This is a genomic window from Hypericibacter adhaerens (assembly GCF_008728835.1).
Classification (GTDB): Bacteria; Pseudomonadota; Alphaproteobacteria; order Dongiales; family Dongiaceae; genus Hypericibacter; species Hypericibacter adhaerens.
In genome coordinates, this window is record NZ_CP042582.1 from 1,020,558 (window position 1) to 1,040,568 (window position 20,011).

The 20,011-nt window shown below is 67.7% G+C and carries 20 protein-coding genes; 12 read left to right on the forward strand and 8 right to left on the reverse strand.

The window, feature by feature from the left end:
- Positions 1-115 precede the first annotated feature (115 nt).
- Positions 116-532 (forward strand): hypothetical protein, encoded by a 417-nt coding sequence (locus FRZ61_RS04545; RefSeq protein ID WP_151115211.1) that lies wholly within the window; start codon positions 116-118, stop codon positions 530-532.
- 210 nt (positions 533-742) lie between these two features.
- Here the strand turns inward: FRZ61_RS04545 and wrbA are convergent, their stop codons facing one another.
- Positions 743-1,345, reverse strand: a complete 603-nt coding sequence (gene wrbA / locus FRZ61_RS04550; protein WP_151115213.1) for an NAD(P)H:quinone oxidoreductase — start codon at positions 1,343-1,345, stop codon at positions 743-745.
- Positions 1,346-1,591: 246 nt separating this feature from the next.
- Here wrbA and FRZ61_RS04555 point away from each other — a divergent pair, with 246 nt between their 5' ends.
- A complete protein-coding gene (locus tag FRZ61_RS04555; RefSeq protein WP_151115215.1) occupies positions 1,592-2,503 on the forward strand; it encodes a LysR family transcriptional regulator in 912 nt (303 codons plus the stop codon).
- Positions 2,504-2,509: 6 nt separating this feature from the next.
- Here the strand turns inward: FRZ61_RS04555 and FRZ61_RS04560 are convergent, their stop codons facing one another.
- The 5 genes from FRZ61_RS04560 to FRZ61_RS04580 all read right to left on the reverse strand — a co-directional run bounded on the left by FRZ61_RS04560 (position 2,510) and on the right by FRZ61_RS04580 (position 9,967).
- On the reverse strand, positions 2,510-2,971 hold the full coding sequence (locus tag FRZ61_RS04560; protein WP_151115217.1) for a hypothetical protein: 462 nt from the start codon (positions 2,969-2,971) through the stop codon (positions 2,510-2,512).
- 69 nt (positions 2,972-3,040) lie between these two features.
- On the reverse strand, positions 3,041-5,122 hold the full coding sequence (locus FRZ61_RS04565; RefSeq protein WP_151115219.1) for a hypothetical protein: 2,082 nt from the start codon (positions 5,120-5,122) through the stop codon (positions 3,041-3,043).
- 199 nt (positions 5,123-5,321) lie between these two features.
- On the reverse strand, positions 5,322-8,024 hold the full coding sequence (locus FRZ61_RS04570; protein ID WP_151115221.1) for a DUF4159 domain-containing protein: 2,703 nt from the start codon (positions 8,022-8,024) through the stop codon (positions 5,322-5,324).
- Positions 8,021-8,938 carry a DUF58 domain-containing protein gene (locus FRZ61_RS04575; RefSeq protein ID WP_151115223.1) on the reverse strand — a complete coding sequence of 306 codons (918 nt, stop codon included), beginning with the start codon at positions 8,936-8,938 and terminating at the stop codon, positions 8,021-8,023. The genes FRZ61_RS04570 and FRZ61_RS04575 overlap by 4 nt, the downstream gene beginning before the upstream one ends.
- A 24-nt stretch (positions 8,939-8,962) precedes the next feature.
- Complete coding sequence (locus FRZ61_RS04580; RefSeq protein ID WP_151115225.1) at positions 8,963-9,967, reverse strand: AAA family ATPase; 1,005 nt, start codon at positions 9,965-9,967, stop codon at positions 8,963-8,965.
- 71 nt (positions 9,968-10,038) lie between these two features.
- Between FRZ61_RS04580 and FRZ61_RS04585 the strand changes: the two genes are divergently transcribed.
- From FRZ61_RS04585 to FRZ61_RS04610, 6 genes are all read left to right on the forward strand, one after another.
- Positions 10,039-10,602, forward strand: a complete 564-nt coding sequence (locus FRZ61_RS04585; RefSeq protein ID WP_151115227.1) for a DUF1285 domain-containing protein — start codon at positions 10,039-10,041, stop codon at positions 10,600-10,602.
- Entirely contained in the window at positions 10,599-11,249 is a 651-nt protein-coding gene (locus tag FRZ61_RS04590; protein ID WP_225309112.1) for a CoA pyrophosphatase, read from the forward strand. The genes FRZ61_RS04585 and FRZ61_RS04590 overlap by 4 nt, the downstream gene beginning before the upstream one ends.
- Positions 11,246-11,524 (forward strand): DUF6111 family protein, encoded by a 279-nt coding sequence (locus FRZ61_RS04595; RefSeq protein WP_151115231.1) that lies wholly within the window; start codon positions 11,246-11,248, stop codon positions 11,522-11,524. Before FRZ61_RS04590 ends, FRZ61_RS04595 begins: the two co-directional genes overlap by 4 nt.
- A gap of 350 nt (positions 11,525-11,874) precedes the next feature.
- Positions 11,875-12,798, forward strand: a complete 924-nt coding sequence (locus tag FRZ61_RS04600) for an IS110 family RNA-guided transposase (protein ID WP_151120677.1) — start codon at positions 11,875-11,877, stop codon at positions 12,796-12,798.
- Between the two features lie 72 nt (positions 12,799-12,870).
- A complete protein-coding gene (locus FRZ61_RS04605; RefSeq protein ID WP_151115233.1) occupies positions 12,871-14,121 on the forward strand; it encodes a CCA tRNA nucleotidyltransferase in 1,251 nt (416 codons plus the stop codon).
- A gap of 73 nt (positions 14,122-14,194) precedes the next feature.
- Positions 14,195-15,085 (forward strand): type II toxin-antitoxin system death-on-curing family toxin, encoded by an 891-nt coding sequence (locus tag FRZ61_RS04610; RefSeq protein WP_151115235.1) that lies wholly within the window; start codon positions 14,195-14,197, stop codon positions 15,083-15,085.
- Positions 15,086-15,231: 146 nt separating this feature from the next.
- On the opposite strand, the gene hemF is transcribed toward FRZ61_RS04610, so the two are convergent.
- Both hemF and FRZ61_RS04620 read right to left on the reverse strand, forming a co-directional pair.
- Positions 15,232-16,098, reverse strand: coding sequence for an oxygen-dependent coproporphyrinogen oxidase (gene hemF / locus FRZ61_RS04615; RefSeq protein WP_151120681.1), 867 nt, complete (start codon positions 16,096-16,098; stop codon positions 15,232-15,234).
- Positions 16,099-16,205: 107 nt separating this feature from the next.
- Complete coding sequence (locus FRZ61_RS04620; protein WP_151115237.1) at positions 16,206-16,655, reverse strand: tRNA (cytidine(34)-2'-O)-methyltransferase; 450 nt, start codon at positions 16,653-16,655, stop codon at positions 16,206-16,208.
- A 350-nt stretch (positions 16,656-17,005) separates the two neighbouring features.
- On the opposite strand from FRZ61_RS04620, the gene petA reads away from it, so the two are divergent.
- The 4 genes from petA (at position 17,006) to FRZ61_RS04640 (ending at position 19,997) form a co-directional block, all read left to right on the forward strand.
- Positions 17,006-17,593 (forward strand): ubiquinol-cytochrome c reductase iron-sulfur subunit, encoded by a 588-nt coding sequence (gene petA, locus FRZ61_RS04625; RefSeq protein WP_151115239.1) that lies wholly within the window; start codon positions 17,006-17,008, stop codon positions 17,591-17,593.
- Positions 17,590-18,879, forward strand: a complete 1,290-nt coding sequence (locus FRZ61_RS04630; protein ID WP_225309113.1) for a cytochrome b — start codon at positions 17,590-17,592, stop codon at positions 18,877-18,879. Before petA ends, FRZ61_RS04630 begins: the two co-directional genes overlap by 4 nt.
- A complete protein-coding gene (locus FRZ61_RS04635; RefSeq protein ID WP_151115241.1) occupies positions 18,879-19,652 on the forward strand; it encodes a cytochrome c1 in 774 nt (257 codons plus the stop codon). Before FRZ61_RS04630 ends, FRZ61_RS04635 begins: the two co-directional genes overlap by 1 nt.
- Positions 19,653-19,817: 165 nt before the next feature.
- A complete protein-coding gene (locus FRZ61_RS04640) occupies positions 19,818-19,997 on the forward strand; it encodes a hypothetical protein (protein WP_151115243.1) in 180 nt (59 codons plus the stop codon).
- Positions 19,998-20,011: the final 14 nt, after the last annotated feature.

Genomic DNA, 20,011 nt, shown 5'->3' on the forward strand with positions numbered 1-20,011 from the left:
GATGGGCTGAACCGCCGGGCGGGGCGGTCCGGCAAGAGCGGCGGGGTTGTTCGGGAGCGGGCCCGCCCCCTATTCTGGAACCGGAACGCCGCCGCCATCCCGAGGAGCCCACGCGATGACGCTATTCGCCGCCCGTTTGTCCCGTCTGTCCCTTCACGCGGCCCTGCTCGCCGCCTCGGTCCTGATCGGGACGGCCCAGATCCGTGCCGACGAGAACGACGCGGTCGAGACCGAGTATCTCGATTATCACCGCGGCATCTATGCGGCGGTGATGTGCGAAGGGGCGGGGCTGGAGCAGAAGGGCGTCGGCGATCCCAACGCGCAGCAGCTCACCGTCGCGCATGAGAAGCTGGCCCAGGCGATCTCGGCCTCGATCGGCGACGAGATCAGCGCCGGCCGCCGGCTCGAGCTCATCGAGCAGGCCAAGACCGAGATCCGCGATCTCAAGAAGCAGAAGGGCTGCGACGATCCGGAGATCAAGCGCGTGCTCGACATCTACCACACCGAGCTCGAGCCCGCGCTGGCGCAGTAACGGACGCAGAACTCGTCCCCTCTCCCGCTCGCGGGAGAGGGCCGGGGAGAGGGCTGCACCGACCGAGCTCGAGCCCGCGCTGGCGCAGTAACGGACGCAGAGCTTGTCCCCTCTCCCGCTCGCGGGAGAGGGCCAGGGAGAGGGCTGCACCGACCGAGCAGCCCCCTCCCTTACCCTCCCCCGTTCCGGGGGAGGGGATTGCATACGTCGTTATCCCTTCAGCTTCGCCGCGATGCCCGCCACATGCTTGCCCTGGAAGCGGGCGATCTTGAGCTCGTTCTCGCTGGGCTGGCGGCTGCCGTCGGTACCGGAGAGCGTGGTCGCGCCGTAAGGCGTGCCGCCGCTGATCTCCGACATGTTCATCAGCGCGTCGCAGCTATAGGGCACGCCGACGATGATCATGCCCTGATGGATCAGCGTGGTGTGGGTGGAGATGATCGTCGTCTCCTGGCCGCCATGCTGGGTCGCGGTCGAGGCGAAGACGCTGCCGACCTTGCCGATCAGGGCGCCCTTCATCCAATGGCCACCGGTCTGGTCGAGGAAGTTGCGCATCTGGGCCGCCATGTTGCCGAAGCGGGTCGGCACGCCGAAGATGATGGCATCGTAATTGGCGAGCTCGTCGACGGTCGCGATCGGCGCCTTCTGGTCGAGCTTCATCCCGGATTTGCGGGCGAGATCCTCGGGCACCAGCTCCGGCACCCGCTTGATGGTGACCTCGGCGCCTTTCACCTCGCGGGCGCCGGCGGCAACGGCCTCGGCCATCGTCTCGATATGGCCGTAGGCGCTGTAATAGAGCACCAGAACCTTCGTCATCTCATGCACTCCCTGCTGGATGGTGGGAACCGCCGGCCGGCGGCGAACGGCGAAAAAGCCGGCGGCGGGGGACGGGGCGCCCCGGCGCCGAATGGGGGCAAGGCGCCGGGTGCCCGGTCCGGGGGGCACCGCCGCCGGCCTCGTACGGGAAAGCTACGCTTCGTCCGATTTGTGATGAATTCGGTGAATTGTGAAAGGATATTTTCTATAGTGTAAAAAATAGAGCCGCGAGACGGGTAGTCGTCGATGGATCGCCTCGAAACCCTTCGTGTCTTCCGCAAGGTGGCCGACCGGCAGAGCTTCTCGGCCGCCGCCCGCGAGCTCGGCCTCTCGAACGCCGCGGTCAGCAAGCATATCGCGCGGCTCGAGGCCGACTTGGGGGCCCGGCTCATCGACCGCACCACGCGGCGCATGAGCCTGACCGAGGCGGGCCGTGCCTATTTCGATCGCTGCGTGCGGGTGCTGGACGATCTGGCCGAGGCCGACCAGGCGGTGGGCCGGCTCACGGCCGCGCCGCGCGGCCTGCTGCGGGTGACCGCGCCGGCTTCCTTCGGCGTGCCCTATCTGTCGCGGCTCCTGCCCGAGTTCATGGCGCGCCATCCGGAGCTCTCGGTCGATCTCTCCTTCAACGACCGTTTCGTCGATCTGGTGGAGGAGGGCGTCGATCTCGCCGTGCGCATCCGCACCGACCTGCCGGATTCGCAGCTCGTGGTGCGCCGCCTGGCGCCGGTCGAGCGCGTGCTCTGCGCGGCCCCCGCCTATCTTGCGCGGCGCGGCGAGCCCCGCCACCCGCGCGAGCTCAATGCTCATGACTGCATCCTCTACACGCTCTCGACCACGCCCGGGGAATGGCGCTTCGAGGGGCCGGACGGCACCGTCACCGTGCCGATCAACGGCCGCTTCCGCTGCAACAACGGGCAGGCGATGCTGGCCGCGGCCGAAGGCGGCATCGGCATCGCCAACTCGCCGATCTTCTCGGTCGCGGCCGCCTTGCGCGCCGGCCGCGTCAAGCGGCTCCTGCCCGACTGGCAGCCGCCGGCCCACGCGCTCTATCTGGTCTATCCGCCGGGCCGCCACCTCTCGCCCAAGGTCCGCGCCTTCGCCGATTTCCTGGCCGAGCGCTTCGTGCCGCCGGTCGATTGGGATGCCGTCGCCTGAAGCCGCCTAGGGCGAGGGCGCGCAGGTGCCTTCGACCTCCCAGGCCACGACGAAGGTGTCGCGCAGGGCGTGGGCGAGATCGAGCGCGGCGCTCTGTGCCGGCGTCAGGCGGGTCAGGTCCTTGTCGATCGTCTGGGCGAGCTTCACCATCGAGGCCTCGACAGTGGGACATTCCACCATGCTGAGCTCGGCGACATAGAGCTCGCGGAAGCGCTTGCGCGCTTTGTCGAGATCCTCGTCGGTCTGCACCTCGGGATTGGCCAGCACGGCGGCGGCATGGACGGCCTCGAGGTAGAATTTCTGGCGCAGCTCGAGGAACGGCCTGGCCAGCTCCAGCTTGCGGGCCTCGGCCTCCTTGGCGCGGGCCTCGGCCTCGCTCTTCTGCGCGTTGGTGAAGCTCCAGATGCTGACGACGACGCCGACCACGACGCTCAGCACCTGCACCAGCTTCGAGATTGAATCGAGCATCCGCGACCTCCCACCTCAGGGTCCAGGGACGCTTCAGTATAGGACGGAAGTCCGAGATCGGGGGAGCGGCTACCGCCCCTCGCGCCGCCAGGCCGCGAGCGCGGTGCCGAGGCCCAGCAACAGCAGCAGCCAGACGGGCAGCAGCGGCAGCTCGGTGCCGCCGGTGACGATGTAATCGCCGTTGCGGCGCAGGCCCAGCCAGCCGCTGCCGGCGGCGGTGCGGTCGGGCTCGACGCTGCGCACCTGCGGGACATTGTCGCCCTGCTCGTCGAGGCGGAAGATGCCGCCGCCGGTCGCCTCGGTGAAGGGCTTGAGCAGGTCGGGGAGTGCCCGCAGGTCGGACATCTCCTTCGAGTTGAGCGCGCCCATCGCGGCGAAGGCCTGGCGCGTGCCGTCCGAAATGCGATAGAGGCCGTTCTCCTCGACATTCATCTGCCCGACCGCGCGGCCGTCCTTCTTGTCCTCGATCGGCAGGTCGATTTGGGCGCCCGAGGGCAGGGTCACGCTGACGGAAGGCGGCTGCTCCTGCAGGCTGCGCCGCGTCACGGTCAGGTGGCCGTCGACGATCGTGGCCTTGAGATCCTCCTCCTCGAGCTCGGGCTCCTTCATCAGCCAATGCGCCACGCGGCGCAGCAGCTCGGCCTGAGGGCCGCCGCCCTCGAAGCCGCGCGACCAGAGCCAGATCTCGTCGGAGAGGAGCTGCGCCACGCGGCCCTTGCCGACGCGCGAAAGCACCAGCAGCGGATCGCCCTGGATGCCCGTCATCACCGCGGCCCCTTGCTGCGTGGTGGCCGCCACCTGGCGGAACCAGCGGCCCCAGGTCGGCGGGTTGCTGTCGCCGCCGGGCAGGCCCGCCGTCACCGGATGGCGCCGGCCGATGTCGCTGATCATGGGCTTGAAGCCCTGCTCCAGCACCTCGCCCGTGGGCGCCGCCGGGAAGATGCGGCCCAGCGGCGAGTCATAGAGGCTATAGGCGCCGGCATAGGAGCTGCCGGCGGCGTCGAGCAGCGCCCCGCCGTTCTCGACGAAATGCGCGATGTTCTCGAGATAGGACCTCGGCAGCACGCCGCGGCGCTGGTAGCGGTCGAAGATGACGAGATCGAATTCGTCCAATTTCACTTCGAACAATTCGCGGATCGGGAAGGCGATCAGCGACAGCTCGTTGATCGGCGTGCCGTCCTGCTTCTCGGGCGGGCGCAGAATGGTGAAATGCACCAGATCGACGCCGGGATCGGATTTGAGCAGGTTGCGCCAGGTACGCTCGCCCGGATGCGGCTCGCCGGAGACGAGAAGCACACGCAAGCGGTCGCGCACGCCGTTCACGGTGATGAAGGCGCTGTTGTTGGCGAGCGTCAGCTCCTGCGGGCCCGCCTCGGCCTTGAGCTCGAACAGGGTCTCGCCCGCATGCTCCAGCTCGACCGCGATATTGGTGTCCTGGCCGGTCGGCACGAAGACGGGGTCGAGCGTCTCGCCGTCGCGGCTGATATCGACGCGCACGCGGCCCGAGGGCGGGCCTTGCGGCAGATCGTCGACGCGGATGGTGAACTCGACCTTCTGCCCGACGAGGCCGTAGCTCGGCAGCTTGGGCACGGTCAGGCGGCGGTCGCCCTCGTTCTCGCGGCCCGTCAGCAGCAGATGCAGCGGCGCAGCGATGCCGAGCGCCTTGGTATCGGCGGGCAGGTCATGCACCTCGCCGTCCGAGAGCAGCACCACGCCCGCGAGCCGCGAGGGCGGGAGATCGGCGACCGCGTTCTTGACGGCGCCGATCAGCTCGGTGCCGTTGTCGGCTTCGCTGCGCGCCGGCTTGACCCGCACCACCCGGACCTCGAGCCCCGGGATCGCGCGCATCCGGCGCTCGATCTCGGGGGCCGCCGCTGCGATCTGGTCCGGACGCGGCGCCACTTGCTCGCTCGAGGATTCGTCGATCGCCAGCACCGCGACATCGTCGATCATCCGGCGCTCTTCCTTGACCGCCGAGGGATTGGCGAGCGCGCCCAGCAGGACCAGGAAGGCCAGGACCCGCCAGCTCGTGCCGCGCGCGCGGCGCCACAGGCAGAGCGCGATCAGCAGCGCCGCCAGCACTGCCGCCCCCGCGATCAGCGACCAGGGCAGCAGCGGTGCAAAGGCGATGCTCCAATGGCCGACGGTCATGCGGAAGCCCTCGCATCAGGGGGCTGCGCATCGCGTCTGCGGCCCTCCTCCCCGCTCGCTACGCTCGCCGCCCCTCCCGCAAGGGGAGGGGCCGAGGAAACAACCACGCCCCTTGAGGGAGGGGCCGAGGAAATAATCACGCCCCCTCCCCTTGCGGGAGGGGGTAGGGGGAGGGGTGACGCTGCTCGATATCGGATCCTCATTGCCCCAGCCTCTCCAGGATCGCGGGCACATGGACCTGGTCGGACTTGTAGTTGCCGGTCAGCGCATACATCACGAGATTGACGCCGAAGCGGTAGGCGAACTCGCGCTGGCGCTGGCCGCCGGGGACGGTCGCGTAGAGCGGCTGGCCGGATTCGTCGACGGCCCAGGCGGCGGCCCAGTCGTTGCTGCCGACCACGACCGAGGAAACGCCGTCATTGGCGCGGCCCTGGCCTTCCTCGACCCAGACCGTGCCGCTGGCCCAGCGGCCGGGGAACTGCTGCAGCAGGTAGAAGGCCTTGGTCAGCACATGGTCCTGCGGCACCTGGATCAGCCGCGTGATGTCGATGCCGCGCGCGACCCGGTTGAAGCTGGCGAAGCCGCTGGCGCCGCCGTCGCGGGTGTCGAACAGGATGAGGCCGCCATTCTTGAGGTAGTCGTTGACCCGGCGCAGCGCCTGGTCCGACATCGCGATCCCGTTGTTCGAGATCGGCCAGTAGATCAGCGGGAAGAAGGCCAGCTCGTCCTGCGCCGGATCGACCGCAACCGGCTCGCCGACATCGATGGCGGTGCGCTGGCGCAGGACCAGCGCCAGCCCCATCAGCCCGGCCTGGCTCGCCTTGTCGATCTCGTCGTCGCCGCTGCGCACATAGGCGAGGCGGGTCTGGCGCGTGTCGTTGAGCGCGCTGTCGTCATCGTCCTTGGCCTGGGCGGCGCTCGCGAAGCCGCCCGCCAGCGCCAGCAGCAGAAGAGCGCCCGCGACCGGCGCGCGGCCCGGCAGCAGGCCGCGCAGCGCCAGCGAGATCATCAGATCGACGAAGAACAGCGCCAGCGCCGCCGCGAGCAGCCAGGGTTTGAAATCGCGCGTGACGCTGACCGTGGCGCCTTCGATCGTGGCCCCGCTGGGCCAGCTCTGGATCGCCTGCCAGCCGAGCGCATTCGTGCCGAGATTGAGCGCGCGCTGCGTCGCCTCGTTGCCGTAGAAGCCCGGCGGATGGTCGGGACCGATCAGCCCCTTGTCGAAGACCTCGGGGCCGGCCGCGGTCGCGAGCGCGGCCGGGGCGCCCAGCCGGCCGAAGCCGTCGAGCGTGCGGTAGGGCGGCAGCGCGCCTTCGGCCTCGCCGCCGGCGACTCCCTCGCTCAAGGCCAGGATCTTCTGCAGCATCTCGACGAAGAGCCCCGAGAGCGCCAGATTCGACCAGTCGGCATTGGCGGTGGTGTGGACCAGCACGAGCCAGCCGCGGCCCGAGCGCTCCGCGGTGACGAGCGGCGTGCCGTCGGTCAGCCGCGCCCAGGTTTTCTCGCCCAAGGACAGCTCCGGTTCCGCCAGCACCTGGCGGAAGATGCGCACGTCGTCCGGCACGGGCAGGCCGGCGAAGGGCGAGGTCGGCGCGAAGGGCGCGATCTGCGCGGGCTGCTCCCAGGTAAGGGCGCCGCCCAGCGTGCGCCCGCCGCTGCGCAGATGCACCGGCAGCAGCGAATCCTCGGCATTCTCCGCGAGCCGCGGCCCTGCGAAGCGCAGCAGGAGACCGCCTTTATCGACCCAGCCTTTCAGCGCCGCCGTCTCCTCGGCGGTCAGCGTGCCGATATCGACCATCACCAGCATCGAGAGGCCGCCCTGGACCAGGCTCTGGATCGTGCCTTCGCGCAGCTCCGTGCCCGGCCCCAGCGCGCGGCGCAGATAGTAGAGCTCGCTCAGCAGCGTCTCCTCGCGTCCCGTGTCGGCGCCGGCGACGAGGCCCACGGGGCGCCGGCGCCATTGCGCGTCGACCAGAAAGGTCGCGCCGGCCGAGGCCTCGTTCGCGACCGTCAGCGTCGCTATCCGGTTGCGCAGCTCGACCGGCAGCTTGATCGCCGGATCAGCCTGGGTGTCGCCGTCCTTGAAGTTCGCGGTCTGCCGCGCGACGAGCTGGCCCTGCCGGTCGGTGGCCAGGATCTCGAACGGCCGGCCCGGGCCGGCCGCGGGACGCAGGATATGCAGCGTCATCGCCTCGCTGTCGTTCTCCGGCGGGCGCTGCAGCAGCGCGCGCTCGCTGGGCGGGGCCGCGATCACCGTCAGGCTGCCGAGCTGCGCGAGCCTTTCGCCCAGCCGCTGGTCGGCGCCGTCGGGATCGGCGATGCCGTCGCTCGCCCAATAGACCGCGGCCTCGCTGAAAGGCGCGGCGCCGAGTGCGGCGAGCGCCGCCTTGCGATCGGTGGGCCAGGGCTGCGGCTCGAGCCGACCCAGCGCCTGGCGCGCCTCGGCGGCCGGCATCGGTCCCTGGATCTGCGGCTTGGCGCCATCGGCGCCGGGCGCCGTCGCGAGCAGCGCTGCCATCCGGCCTTCGCGCTCGGCCTGGCGCAGCCGGTCGGTCAGCGTCGCCTGCCGCTCGTTCCAATGAGCGGCCGCCGCCCAGCCATTGTCGACGACCAGGAGCAGCGGCCCGCCGCCCGGCAAAGGCTGGCGCGCATCCTCGAGCGGATGGGCGAGCGCGAGAATGACCAGGCTCGCGATGACGAGGCGCAGCAGCAGCAGCCACCAGGGCGTGCGATAGGGCGTCTCCTCCGGCGGGCGCAGCCCGAACAGCAGGCGGATCGCGGGGAAAATCTGCCGCTTCGGCGCCGGCGGCATCAGCCGCAGCAGCCACCACAGCACCGGCAACGCAAGCAGGCCCAGCAAGGCCCAGGGCACGGCGAAGCTGAAGCCGGCGAGACCCATCATCGGATCTTCACCTCCGCGCGCTCACCGAGCCGGCGGTAGAGCGCCAGCAGCGCCGTCTCGGGCGGCCGGTCCGTGAGGCTCAGCGCATAGCTCCAGCCCAGCATGCGCGCCAGCGCCGCCATGCCGTCGAGCTGGGCCTGCAGCCGCTCGGCATAGGCCTGGCGGATGCCCTCGACGCGGCCGATCAACGCGTCGCCTTCCTGCTCGGTTCCCTCGAAGCGGATGCGGCCGGTGAAGGGCAGGGACTGCTCGGCGGGATCGAGAAGCTGCAGGATATGGCCGTGCGGCTGATGCTCGGCGAGGCGGCGGAAGCGGGCCTCGAGCGTCGCCAGCGGCGACAGGAAATCGCCGATCAGCACCAGCTCCGCATGGCGCGGCAAGGGACGGTCCGGCGGCAGGCTCTGCTCGTCGGCGCGGCGTTGCAGCATCATGGCGAGCCGCTCGAGCCCGTGATGGCCGGTCAAGGGCGGCGAGGGCTCGCCCAGGAGCGCCACGCGCTCGCCGGCATCGAGCAGCAGCGCGGCCAGCGCCAGCGTGACGAGATCGGCGCGATCGACCTTCTCGGGCAGGGCGCGGCCCGAGCGCCAGCGCATCGAGGCCGAGCCGTCGCGCCAGAGATAGATCGTCTGGGCGGCGGCCCATTCGCTTTCCCGCACGAACACCGGATCGGCCTTGGCCGATTGGCGCCAGTCGATGCGCCCGACCGGATCGCCCGGCTGGTAGCGGCGGAACTGCCAGAAGGTGTCGCCCGGCCCGACACGGCGTCGGCCATGCACGCCCTGCTCCACGGTCGCGGCGATGCGCTCGGCCTGGACCAGGAGCGGCGGCAGGGTCGCCGCCATGGCCTCGGCGCGCTCGCGCAAGCCCGCCTGGCTCGATCCCTGGCCCCCGCGACCTTTGGCGCCCAGCGCCATGCTTGCTTCCTCTGCCTCGCGGGCTCAGCGCAAGGGCTTGATCAGCCGGTCGATCACTTCGTCGAGGCCGATGCCTTCGGCGCGCGCCGCGAAATTGAGCGCCATGCGATGGCGCAGGATCGCGGGCGCCAGCGCCACAACGTCCTCGACCGACGGCGCGAAGCGGCCCTCCATCAGGGCGCGGGCGCGGGCGGCCAGCATCAGCGCCTGGCTCGCGCGCGGGCCCGGGCCCCAGGCGACATGCTGGCGCACGGTCTCGATCTCGCTGCTGTCCGGGCGGCCCGAGCGCACCAGCGTCAGGATCGCCTCGACCACGCTGTCGCCCACCGGCACGCGGCGTACCAGGCGCTGCGCCAGGAGAAGGTCCGCGGCCGTCATGACCGGCTCCGCCTTGTCCTCCTCGGCGCCGGTGGTGGCGAGCAGCATCTGGCGCTCCGCCGCCTGTTCCGGATAGGTCACGTCGATCTGCATCAGGAAGCGGTCGAGCTGCGCCTCGGGCAGGGGATAGGTGCCTTCCTGCTCGATCGGGTTCTGCGTGGCCAGCACATGGAAGGGCTGGGGCAGCGGATGGGGATGGCCGCCCACCGTCACGCGGCCTTCCTGCATCGCCTGCAGCAGCGCCGATTGCGTGCGGGGGCTGGCGCGGTTGATCTCGTCGGCCATGAGAAGCTGGCAGAAGACGGGGCCGGGAATGAAGCGGAAGGAACGCCGCCCGGTCTCGGCCTCCTCCAGCACCTCCGAGCCCAGGATATCGGCCGGCATCAGGTCGGGCGTGCATTGCACGCGCTTGTCCTCGAGTCCCAGCACGACGCCCAGCGTCATGACCAGCCGGGTCTTGGCCAGGCCCGGCACGCCCACCAGCAGCGCATGGCCGCCGGCCAGGAGCGTAATTAGGGTTTGATCGATCGTCGCCTGTTGGCCGAAAATGACGCGGCCGATGCTGCGGCGCACCTGCTGCAGCGTGTCGCCGAGGCGGCCGATCTCGGCGGCAAGCCGGTCGGCGGAAATCACTGTGTCAGAGGAAGTCACCGTCGGCTGCTCCTTGAAGGGTTCGAGGGCATGGATCGGACGGGCGTCGATCGAACAGGCCAAGCCATCCTATGACCGCCAGCAAGCCCTCGGAAGGCACTCTTTCGTTACTGAATTTGCCACACCGGTCCCAGGGGATTGGGCCGCAGCAATGCGGCGAATTTGCGATCCGCATCGGACGCGACGGCACCTGGTACTATCTCAATTCGCCGATCGGCCGGAAACCGCTGGTCAAGCTGTTCTCGACCGTGCTGCGGCGCGAATCCGACGGGCATTACTGGCTGGTCACGCCCTACGAGCGCGGGCGGATCGAGGTCGAGGACGTGCCGTTCATCGCCGTCGAGGTCACGGCGGAAGGCACCGGTCCGGGCCGGCGGCTCCGATTCCGCACCAACCTCGACGACGAGGTGGTGGCGGACAAAGACCATCCGATTCGCGTGGTCCAGCATCCTGATACCGACGAACCCACACCTTATATCATGATACGCGACGGGCTCGAGGCAAGGCTGACCCGACCGGTTTTTTACGAGCTGGTGGAGCTGGGCGAGAGCCGCCGTCAGGATGGCGAAGAGCAGCTGGGCGTATGGAGCGGCGGACAATTCTTTCTTCTGGGACGGACCGAGGCCCAAGCGTGACCCCGGCCCGCATCCGCGAAGCCTTGATGGCGCGCCGCCCGGGCGTGCGCCGCGCGCCGCGCGGGCCCGTGGCGATCGAGCTGCCGGACGAGACGCGGGGCGACCACGATCTCAATCCCGACATGATGCCGAAGCTGCCGCTGACCGCCGCGGCCGTGCTGGTGCCGCTGGTGACGCGGCCGGAGGGCTTCACCATTCTCCTGACGCAGCGCACCGAGCAGCTGGCGGAACATGCGGGTCAGGTCGCCTTTCCCGGCGGGCGCGTCGATCCCGAGGATGCGGACGCGATCGCCGCGGCCTTGCGCGAGGCCGAGGAGGAGATCGGCCTCGCGCGCCGGCTGGTCGAGCCGATCGGCCGGCTCGATACCTATGTGACCCGCACCGGCTACGAGGTGACGCCGGTGGTGGGGCTGGTCGAGCCCCTGTTCCATCTGCATCTGAATCCGCTCGAGGTGGCGGACGCCTTCGAGCTGCCGCTCGCCTATCTGCTCGACGCGGCCAACCGCCGGATGGAAAGCCGCGTCTATAACGGGATCGAGCGGCATTTCTGGACGGTGCCTTGGGAGAATCGCTACATCTGGGGCGCCACGGCCGGGATGCTGGTCAATCTCGCGGAGATCCTGGCGCCGCGGACCGATGCGCCATGAGACGCTTCCTCGAGATCCTGATTCCGCTGCTGCTGCCAACGGCGATCTACTTCGTTTATGTGGCGATCGCGCGCCGACAGGCGCGGGCCGCAGGCGCGTCGCCGACGGTGGGCCTGCGCGACATGCCCTGGACCTGGCTCGCCGGCGCCGGCGTGGCGCTGCTGGCGGTCACGCTCGCGGCCTCCGCCTTCTTCGGCGGCGCGCCGCCCGGCAGCCATTACGAACCGCCCAGCCTCGAGGATGGGCAGATCAAGCAGGGCGGGTTTTCGGAGTGACGCTCAAGGCTATTATCCCCTCCCCACAAGGGCAGTGGGGCCGCGCTTGAATCCCCTCCCCCCTCGAGGGGGAGGGCAGGGAGGGGGATGACTCGGTCTACGATCTCGTCGGGGTGCGAATGGGGCGATGCCGAGCAGCCCCCTCCCCAACCCTTGTATCTAGACAAGGGTATCCGGTCATGAATGATCGACACGGTTGCAAGCGGAAGCCCGTCAACCCTCTGGTTTTGAAGACCGTGGGAGAGCTGGGGGCTCCGCTTGCAGGTTCTCCGAGCCCGAACAGTCGCCGGGGCCGCGCTGCGAGCCCGTATCTGCAAGGTCGGGCGAAGAGCCGCAGAAAGGGACCGGGAATGTTCGTTGGGATCGATGTTTCGAAGGCTCGGCTGGATGTGCACGTCCGGCCGACGGGTGCGGCCTTTAGCGTCGCGCGCGACGAGGAAGGTCTGGCGGCTTTGGTTGCCCGGCTGAAGGCACTGGCGCCAAAGTTGGTCGTGCTGGAGGCGACGGGAGGCCTGCAGTTGCGGGCCGCGGCGGTGCTGGCGGCGGCCGGGCTGCCGGTGGCGGTGGTCAACCCGCGTCAAGTCCGTGACTTTGCCCGCGCCACGGGCCGCCTGGCCAAGACTGACGCGCTCGACGCCGAGGCGATCGCCCGGTTTGCCGAGGCGGTCCAGCCGGAACCCCGGCCTCTGCCCGATGCCGAGACCGACCGGCTCAACGGCTTGATCGTCCGCCGGCGCCAGATCGTCGAGATGATGACCGCGGAGAAGAACCGGCGCCATCAGGTGACCCGGCCCGATCTCAAGGCCGATCTCGATGCTCATCTCGAATGGCTGGGCAAGGCCTTGAACCGGATCGACGAGGATCTCGACAATGCCGTGCGCTCCAGCCCGATCTTCCGAGCCAAGGAAGAATTGCTGAAAAGCGTCCCAGGGATCGGTGATGTCGCGTCTCGCACCCTGCTGGCCGAGCTGCCCGAACTGGGCCGCCTCACCCGGCGTCAGATCGCTGCCTTGGTCGGCTTGGCACCCTTCAATCGCGACAGCGGCACCCTGCGCGGCCAGCGCACCATCTGGGGCGGGCGCGCCGCCTTGCGGGCAACGCTCTACATGGCCGCCCTGGCCGCCATTCGCCACAATCCCGCGATCAAGGCCTTCCATGCTCGCCTGCGGGCGGCCGGCAAGCCGGCCAAGGTCGCCATCACCGCCTGCATGCGAAAGCTGCTCGTCACCCTCAATGCCATGGTTCGCGACAACAAACCCTGGCAAACCGCTTGACTGGCAACACAGTCGCTCCCCCTCGAGGGGGGAGGGGATAGTGATTCAAGGACTGAGGGGACGCCGAATCCAATGACCACCCGCCGCCTTCCGCTGCAGCCCTGGATGACGAACGCCCACACTGAGGCCGTAATCGCGGCCTTGCGTGCCGACGGGGCCGAGGTGCGCTTCGTCGGCGGCTGCGTGCGCGATACGGTGCTGGGCCGCGCCATCAAGGATATCGACCTGGCCACGCCCGATCCTCCCGAAACGGTGATGGCGCTCTTGGCGCGCGCCGGCCTCAAGGCGGTGCCGACCGGCATCGCGCACGGCACCGTCACGGCGGTCGCCGAGAAGCAGCCTTTCGAGGTGACGACGCTACGGCGCGATGTCGAGACTTATGGGCGCCACGCCAAGGTCGAGTTCACCGACGACTGGCGCGAAGACGCCGCGCGGCGCGATCTCACCTTCAATGCCATGTCGCTCTCGCCCGACGGAACGCTGCACGACTATTTCGGCGGCTTCGACGATCTCCGGGCCGGCCATGTACGCTTCGTCGGCGACGCCTTGACGCGCATCGAGGAGGATGTGCTGCGCCTGCTGCGCTTCTTCCGCTTCTATGCCCATTACGGCAAGCCGCCGCCTGACGCGACGGCGCTCGAGGCCTGCCGCCGGATGGCGCCGAAGCTCTCGGACCTGTCCGGCGAGCGGATCCAGGCCGAGACGATGAAGCTGCTGGCAGCACCGGATCCGGCACCGGTCGTGGCGTTGACGCAGAACCAGCAGGTGCTGGAGCATTGGCTGCCGGAGGCGCACAGCGTGGCGCAGCTCGCGGCCCTGGTGAAGATCGAGAACGGCCTCGGCCACGAGCCCGATGCGATCCTGCGCCTCGCGGCCCTCATCGACGGCGGCCCCGAGATCGCGCGCGGGCTTGCCTGGCGATTGAGGCTCTCGAACGCGGATCGTGACCGCCTGGTCGCAGCGCGCGAGACGAGGATGCAGGAGGGCGGGACGCTCTCGCCGGCGCTCGACGCCAGGGCGCGGCGGGTGGCACTTTATCGGCTGGGCTGGGAGACCTATCGCGATCGCGTGCTGCTGGGCTGGGCCGCGGCCGGGGTCGAGCCCGACGATGCGCGATGGTGCGCGCTCTTCCTGGTGAGCGAGACGCCGCCGCCCTCCTTCCCGCTCCAGGGCCGCGATCTCCTGTCGCTCGGCATGAAGGCCGGGCGGCATGTCGGCGAGCTCCTGAAGGAGATCGAGGCCTGGTGGATCGCGGGCGACTTCAAGGCCGACAGGAAGGCGTGCCTGGAGGAGGCCAGCAGGCGGTTGAAATTTGGCAGATAGTTTCTTGATCTTTTCTTGGGCGCGGATGTATTACAATTATAAATTGCTTGTTTGACTAGATTGAGATTGCCAGATGGCTGTTCCTTATCTCGCACCAGAGATCCAAATTCAATTTGACCAGGTCCTTGCGCAAGTCGGCCCGAACGATCCGTACGACACCGATAAAACCATCGGCATTATTGATGTTCTGCGTGCCCACTTCACGCTAGCGGACTTTTTTTTAGCGGGAGAGGGGCGGCCGTTTGGCGGCGTAGGGCCAAGGGACCTAGGTCTCTTGCACTCTGCTATGTCTCGGCAGTTTGTGGAGTATGGTGGTCTTCGTAAATGGACTACCTCCTATGATCTCTGCGCCACGTTGTTTTTCGGTCTTATCAAGGATCATCCTTTTATCGACGCGAACAAACGAACGGCATTTCTGATCCTTTTATATCATCTAAAACGTTTCAAGCTGGCACCGGACTTGCCGCAAGTGGAACTGGAGGATTTTGCAGTCGCGGTAGCAGACAATAATCTTATTAAGTATGCGCGATTCCGAGATGCCTATGCTGAGTTGCCAAACAGAGCCGACTCGGAAGTGCGGTTTATTTCAGAGTTCCTCAGAAAGAAAACTCGATCGCTCGACGTTTCTCAGCCACCGGTAACTTATCGTGAACTCGACACAATTCTGCGTCGTTTCGATTTGCAGTTGGATGACCCGTATCGCAATTACATTGATGTTGTTCGGTTCATTGAGAAAAAGCCTTTGTTTGGCAAACCGAAATTGGTCAAACAGCGTGTGGCTCATGTTGGGTTTCCCGGCTGGTCAAAGCAAGTCCCCCGAGATGTGTTGAAGGCCATTAGAGAACGAGCAGGTTTGACACCGGAGCGTGGATACGACTCGGCAACCTTCTTTAGAGATGCTCGACCAATTGATTGCTTGATTCATGAATACCAGGCACCCTTGCGAAGACTGGCATTTCGATAGCTGCGGGTATATCGACGGAAATCAGCATTCGGGACGCTGGAGCTAAGTTCGAACTACCTTCAGTCTGGCCATCTTTCGTGGAGCAATCATGACTGGCTGCTAAACAAAAGCAGTCGCATGTTCTTTGGGTAAAATGACGGGCGTCCTCACGGCCAGATCACCTCGGGCGGGAGCGACATCAGGATCGCCTCCGTGTTGCCGCCGGTCTTGAGGCCGAAGGCGGTGCCGCGGTCATAGAGCAGGTTGAACTCGACATAGCGGCCGCGGCGGATGAGCTGGTGGCGGCGCTGCTCGGCCGTCCAGGGCTTGTTCATGTGGCGGCGCACGATCGCGGGGTACGCCTCGAGGAAGGCCAGGCCCACGTCGCGGGTGAAGGCGAAATCCTTCTCCCAGTCGCCGCTGTCGAGATTGTCGTAGAAGATCCCGCCGACGCCGCGCGGCTCGTTCCGGTGCGGCAGGAAGAAGTAGCGGTCGCACCATTCCTTGAACGTTGGGTAGTACTGGCCGTCATGCCGGTCGCAGGCGGCCTTGAGCGCGGCGTGGAAGCTCCTGGTGTCGGCCTCGTCGGGAACCATCGGCGTGAGGTCGGCGCCGCCGCCGAACCAGCCCTGGCTCGTCACGATATGGCGCGTGTTCATATGTACGGCCGGCACCAGCGGCGAGCGCAGATGGGCGACGAGGCTGATGCCGCTGGCCCAGAATCGCCCATCCTCGGCCGCACCGGGAATCTGCTTGCGGAATTCCTCGGAGAAGACGCCTTCGACCGTCGAGACGTTGACGCCGACCTTCTCGAACACGCGGCCGCGCATCACCGACATCACGCCGCCGCCGCCCTCGCCCAGCACGGGATCGGGGCGTTGCCAGGCGGTGCGCTCGAAGCGGCCCGGCGGCAGGTCGGCCTGGAGCCCCGTGAGCTCGTCCTCAAGCCGCTCGAAGGCGCCGCAGATCCGGTCGCGCAGCTCCTGGAACCAGGCGGCGGCACGGGAGCGCTGATCGGACGAGGCTTTGGTCATCGGTTCCTGGATGTCCTGGCGAAGGAGAAGGGACATGGTGCGATTGCCCGGGGCGTTGCCGCAAGCCATGGCCGAGGGCCATGGAGTCGCGCCGCAACCTCCGCCGGTTACTCGGGCCAGGCGTTGATCTGCCTCAACCCTTCGCCGAGCGCCAGGGTTGCCGCCAGCGCGATATTGAGCGAGCGCAACCCCGGTCGCATCGGGATTCGCAGCCGCATATCGGCGGCCTCGTGGACGGCGGGCGGGACGCCGGCGCTCTCGCGCCCCAGGAGCAGGATGTCCGCGGGCTCGAAGCCGAAGCCCGGCAGGGTCCGATCGCCCTGCGTCGTCAGCAGGACGATCTGGCCGGTCCGGGCCGCCAGGAAGGCCGGCCAGCTCGGATGGCGGCGGATCTCGACCTGGTCCAGGTAGTCCATGCCGGCGCGCCGCATCCTGCGGTCATCGAAGGGAAATCCGAAGGGCTCGATGAGGTCGACCGCGACGCCGAGGCAGGCGGCCAGCCTCAGGATGGCGCCGGTGTTCTGGGGAATATCGGGCTCGTAAAGCGCGAGGCGCATGACGGAATCGGAGTGCAGGAGCGGGCCGGGAACGGCACCCGCCGGCCTGGCCGAAGGTTGGTTTCCGGGATGCGGCATCTGGCCGGACGGCGAGCGCTAGGCAAAGCGCTTGAATTCGACTATACCGCTTGCCGTCGAAGGGGTTAGCGCGTCTCGATTTATGCGGCGGATTGTCGCAAGAGAGTCGCAAACCGCTGCATCGACGGGGTGTTATAAGGGCGCGCGAGCCCACCTGGATGGTCCCTTGCAGGGAGGGGACGGACCGTCGGTCCTGATCGGTCCTGCGCTGCAAGGAACGCCTTGATCCGGGTACCGGGCTTCGGGGGCGCGACCAAAGGAGCGAGAGAGAGATGGCGGAAAGCCTTCAGGCCAGCGCAGGCGCGGGGCATGGCCCCGGCGCGCATGGCGAGGGGACAAGACGGGACTTCCTCTTCCTGGCCACGGGTGCGCTGACCGCCGTCGGCGTCGCCGCGGTCGCCTGGCCCTTCATCAACCAGATGAACCCGTCGGCCGATACGCTGGCACTTTCCACCACCGAGGTCGACATCAGCCATGTCGAGGTCGGCCAGGCGATCACGGTGCTCTGGCGCGGCAAGCCGGTCTTCGTGCGCCACCGCACCCCGGAAGAGATCAAGGAAGCCGAGGCGGTCGACGTCAAGGAGCTGCGCGACCCGCAGACCGACCAGCAGCGCGTCCAGAAGCCCGAATGGCTGGTCATGGTCGGCGTCTGCACCCATCTGGGCTGCGTGCCGCTCGGCCAGAAGCCGAGCGATCCCAAGGGCGAGTTCGGCGGCTGGTTCTGTCCCTGCCACGGCTCGCAGTACGATACCTCCGGCCGCATCCGCAAAGGCCCGGCGCCGCGCAACCTGGAGATCCCGGCCTATGCCTTCGAGACTGACACCACTCTCCTGATCGGGGCGGAGGCCAAGAAGTCGTGAGCACGCCCAAGTTCAAGAACCCGATCGTCCGCTGGATCGACTACCGGCTCCCGGTCTTCAGCTATCTCGACCACGAGATGCATGAATACCCGACGCCGAAGAACCTGAACTACTGGTGGAACTTCGGCTCGCTCGCCGGCCTCATGCTGGTGATCATGATCGTCAGCGGCATCGTGCTGGCGATGCACTACACCCCGCATGTGACGCTCGCCTTCAACAGCGTCGAGCACATCATGCGCGACGTGAACTATGGATGGCTGATCCGCTACATCCATATGAACGGCGCGTCGATGTTCTTCATCGTCGTCTATATCCACATCTTCCGCGGCCTCTACTACGGATCCTACAAGAAGCCGCGCGAGCTCCTCTGGATGATCGGCGTCGTGATCCTGCTGCTGATGATGGCGACCGCCTTCATGGGCTATGTGCTGCCCTGGGGCCAGATGAGCTTCTGGGGCGCCACCGTCATCACCAACCTGTTCTCGGCGCTGCCGATCGTCGGCAAATACATCGTGACCTGGCTGTGGGGCGGTTTCTCGGTCGACAACCCGACCCTCAACCGCTTCTTCTCGCTGCACTACCTGCTGCCCTTCGTGATCCTGGGCGTGGTGGTGCTGCATGTGATCGCGCTGCACAAGCATGGGTCCAACAACCCGCTCGGCATCGACACCAAGGGACCGCAGGACACGATCCCGTTCCATCCGTACTACACGGTGAAGGACTATTTCGGCGTCGGCGCGTTCCTGATCGTTTATGCCGCCCTGGTGTTCTTCAACCCGAACTTCTTCGGCGAGCCGGACAACTACATCCCGGCCAACCCGATGGCGACGCCGACCCATATCGTGCCGGAATGGTACTTCCTGCCGTTCTACGCGATCCTGCGCGCGGTGCCGGACATCTGGTTCATCGAGGCGAAGCTCGGCGGCGTGCTGGCCATGTTCGGTTCGATCCTGCTGCTGCTGGTGCTGCCCTGGCTCGATCATTCGCCGGTCCGCAGCGCCCGCTTCCGCCCGACCTACAAATGGTTCTTCTGGATCCATCTGGTGGACTGCCTGATCCTCGGCTGGGTCGGCGCCAACCCGCCGGACGCGTTCTTCCACGGGATCCCGTTCGTGGTGATCGGCCGCGTGGCCACCGCCTGGTATTTCATCCACTTCCTGATCGTGCTGCCGCTCCTGGGCTTCTTCGAGAAACCGAAACCGTTGCCCACCAGTATCAGCGAGCCCGTGCTCAAAGGCGGCGGCAAGCTTGCCGGTGCCACGGCCAAGCCGATGGAGAAGGCCTGATGCGTCGCGTCGCGCTCCTGACCTTCGCCGCGGCGGCGCTCGTCGCCCTCGGCTTCACCGCCTCGTCGGCCCGCGCCGAGGAAGGCGAACCCGCGCTCGAGCATCAGCGCTGGTCGTTCGACGGATTCTTCGGCACCATCGACCAGGCGGCCGCCCAGCGCGGTTTCCAGGTCTATCACGATGTCTGCGCCGCCTGTCACTCGCTCTCGCTGGTCGCTTATCGCAATCTCAGCGACATCGGCATCAGCGAGGACCAGATCAAGACGATCGCTGCGCAGTACAACGTGACCGACGGCCCCAACGACAATGGCGACATGTTCGAGCGGCCGGCGCGCCCCTCGGACAAATTCGTGCCGCCCTTCGCCAACGCCAACGCGGCCCGCGCTGCCAACAACGGCGCGCTTCCGCCCGACCTGTCGCTGATCGTCAAGGCGCGCAAGGGCGGGCCCGACTATGTCTACGGGATTCTTACCGGCTTCGGGGAGCCGCCGGCGGGCGTCACGGTCGCGGACGGCATGCATTACAACGCCGTCTTCCCCGGCCATCAGATCGCCATGCCGCCGCCGCTCTCCGACGGCGCCGTCACCTATGCCGACGGCACGGAGGCGAGCGTCCATCAGATGGCGCATGACGTCACGACCTTCCTCGAATGGGCGTCCGAGCCCGAGCTCGACGAGCGCAAGAAGATGGGCGTCAAGGTGATCCTGTTCCTGATCGCGCTGACGGGCTTCGCCTACGCCGTGAAGCGCAAGGTCTGGGCCGAGGTGCATTGATCCGGCGCCCCCCCACGAGGGGGGAAGGAAGACGCCAGGGCCGGGTGCGAAGCGAGGCTTCGCCCCGGCCCTTCGCTTTTTCGCGGTCGCGAAGCAGGGCGGTATTTCTGCCATCCGGGGCGGCGTATCATGGCGGCGGGCACCCCGGGGAGCAGGGAGGACGTGATGAGCCTGCATGGCAAGCTTCACGAGATCGTCGGCGGCGAGGTCCTGGCCTGGCTCGATAACGGCGTCATCTGCCTCAAGGCGATCGCGCCGAACAACGCCGATCCCGTCGAGATGAACGAGCATGAGGCCGAGGAGCTCGTCCAGGTGCTGCAGACGCTGATCCGCGAATGCCGATGAGAGCGGGCGTCGGA